We start from the raw sequence: 1,381 nt of genomic DNA, 5'->3' as shown, positions 1-1,381 counted from the left end.
GGAGGCCATGAACATAGCCGGGCCGAAGGAGACCATCGGTTCGGCCTGTGCTCGGCCAGAGATGCCTGCGAAGGTGAAAACCGCCCTCCGGACGTTGCTGCTCAGCACTTCCGATGTGCCCGGCACTGAGGGCCGGAAGACGTCTCTGCGTTACGACGGCCATGGCAACAACCTCCTCTTCGGCGGGCCGAGCTTCTTCGCCACGCCGAACTTCGCGGACACATACAACCCTCTCATCAAGCTCCTCCACGATGGCCCATGTGAGGACAGCCACCTTGCCGCTGGCCGTGCTTCTCAGCCCGCCGATGCGGACCCGCCGCTTCTTGACGCCACTGCCAGTGCTCCTCAGCCCGCTGAGCTCCGCGGCTTCTTGGCCTCCGCGGAGCCACGCATGCCACCTCTGCGGCGCATGCATGAGATTGTTGCCGCAGACCCTCCGGCACCGGCGAAGTTCTTCTTACTCATGAGCGAGCTACACTACCGCTACATCATCGGCGTGGAGCGACTCCACATCGGCCGAGTGACGCTCGCGAAACCACTTCGACCTGTGCACGACGAGGTGGCCGCATCCCTGCAGCCTTGCGTGACGCCTGGCACTACCGACGTTCAGGCGCCGCTTGAAGCACAAGGCCGTGGCTTTACACACGGCCATGGCAAGGGCCACAGCATCGTCGGACCCACCATGGCGTGGCTCCGACGGGCCGTGGCCGAGGGCCTCACGCCGGCGGTCTGCCGCATCAGGCGTACCTTGCTCGAAACCGCGGTTACGGTGCAATATGACGCAGCCAGGCTGAGCGGCTGCCAATTGGGCATCGATCTGCGTCTCGAGCCGTTCAGCGCCCGACAGCAGCGCCAGAGCCGCATGGACGGCGGCGAGGAGGAGGATGGCACTCTCCGTGAGTGCGTCGACGTTGCACCACCCGTGGAACCACTTCACGTCGACCGAGAGCGATCTTTGGCAGCTGCCTCATCGCGACAGCCACTCACTGGCACCGCGGCGTACCGTGATCTGCCGCTCACCGGTGCCTTTCAGTCCATCTTTCCAGCTTATCGACAGAGATCCAGCTTCGGCCTTCTCGCCGCTTGGCAGAGCCAGCCCACTTTGGACATCATCGCCGGTGCTGCTGACACAGCGAGCTCCAAAACCTGCCTGCCGCGGCGCCTCAAGGATCTCTTCACTCTGGATGAGCACGGACAGATCGTGGAAATCCTCAAGGCCGACGGTACGGTCAGCTCCGAGACGGATCGCGAAGCCGATGCCAAGCAGTGGGCAGCTCACTTCGCAGACGACGTGTTCAACAACCATTGTGTCAATCACGAGCACGACTGCACCGAGACCTGCATCAAGTATGCCAAGAAGAGGCTCGAGGCCAAGCAGTCT

General features: G+C 63.2%; 1 protein-coding gene. It reads left to right on the top strand.

Annotated elements, in window-relative coordinates:
* Positions 1–463 precede the first annotated feature (463 nt).
* Positions 464–1,381 (top strand): hypothetical protein (locus tag GY769_19275; GenBank protein MCP4204061.1); only part of this gene is annotated, 918 nt, incomplete at its 3' end.

This window comes from bacterium (assembly GCA_024224155.1).
Taxonomy (GTDB): domain Bacteria; phylum Acidobacteriota; class Thermoanaerobaculia; order Multivoradales; family JAHEKO01; genus CALZIK01.
The sequence above is the reverse complement of the archived record's forward strand: the minus strand, read 5'-3'. Positions and strand labels throughout refer to the sequence as shown.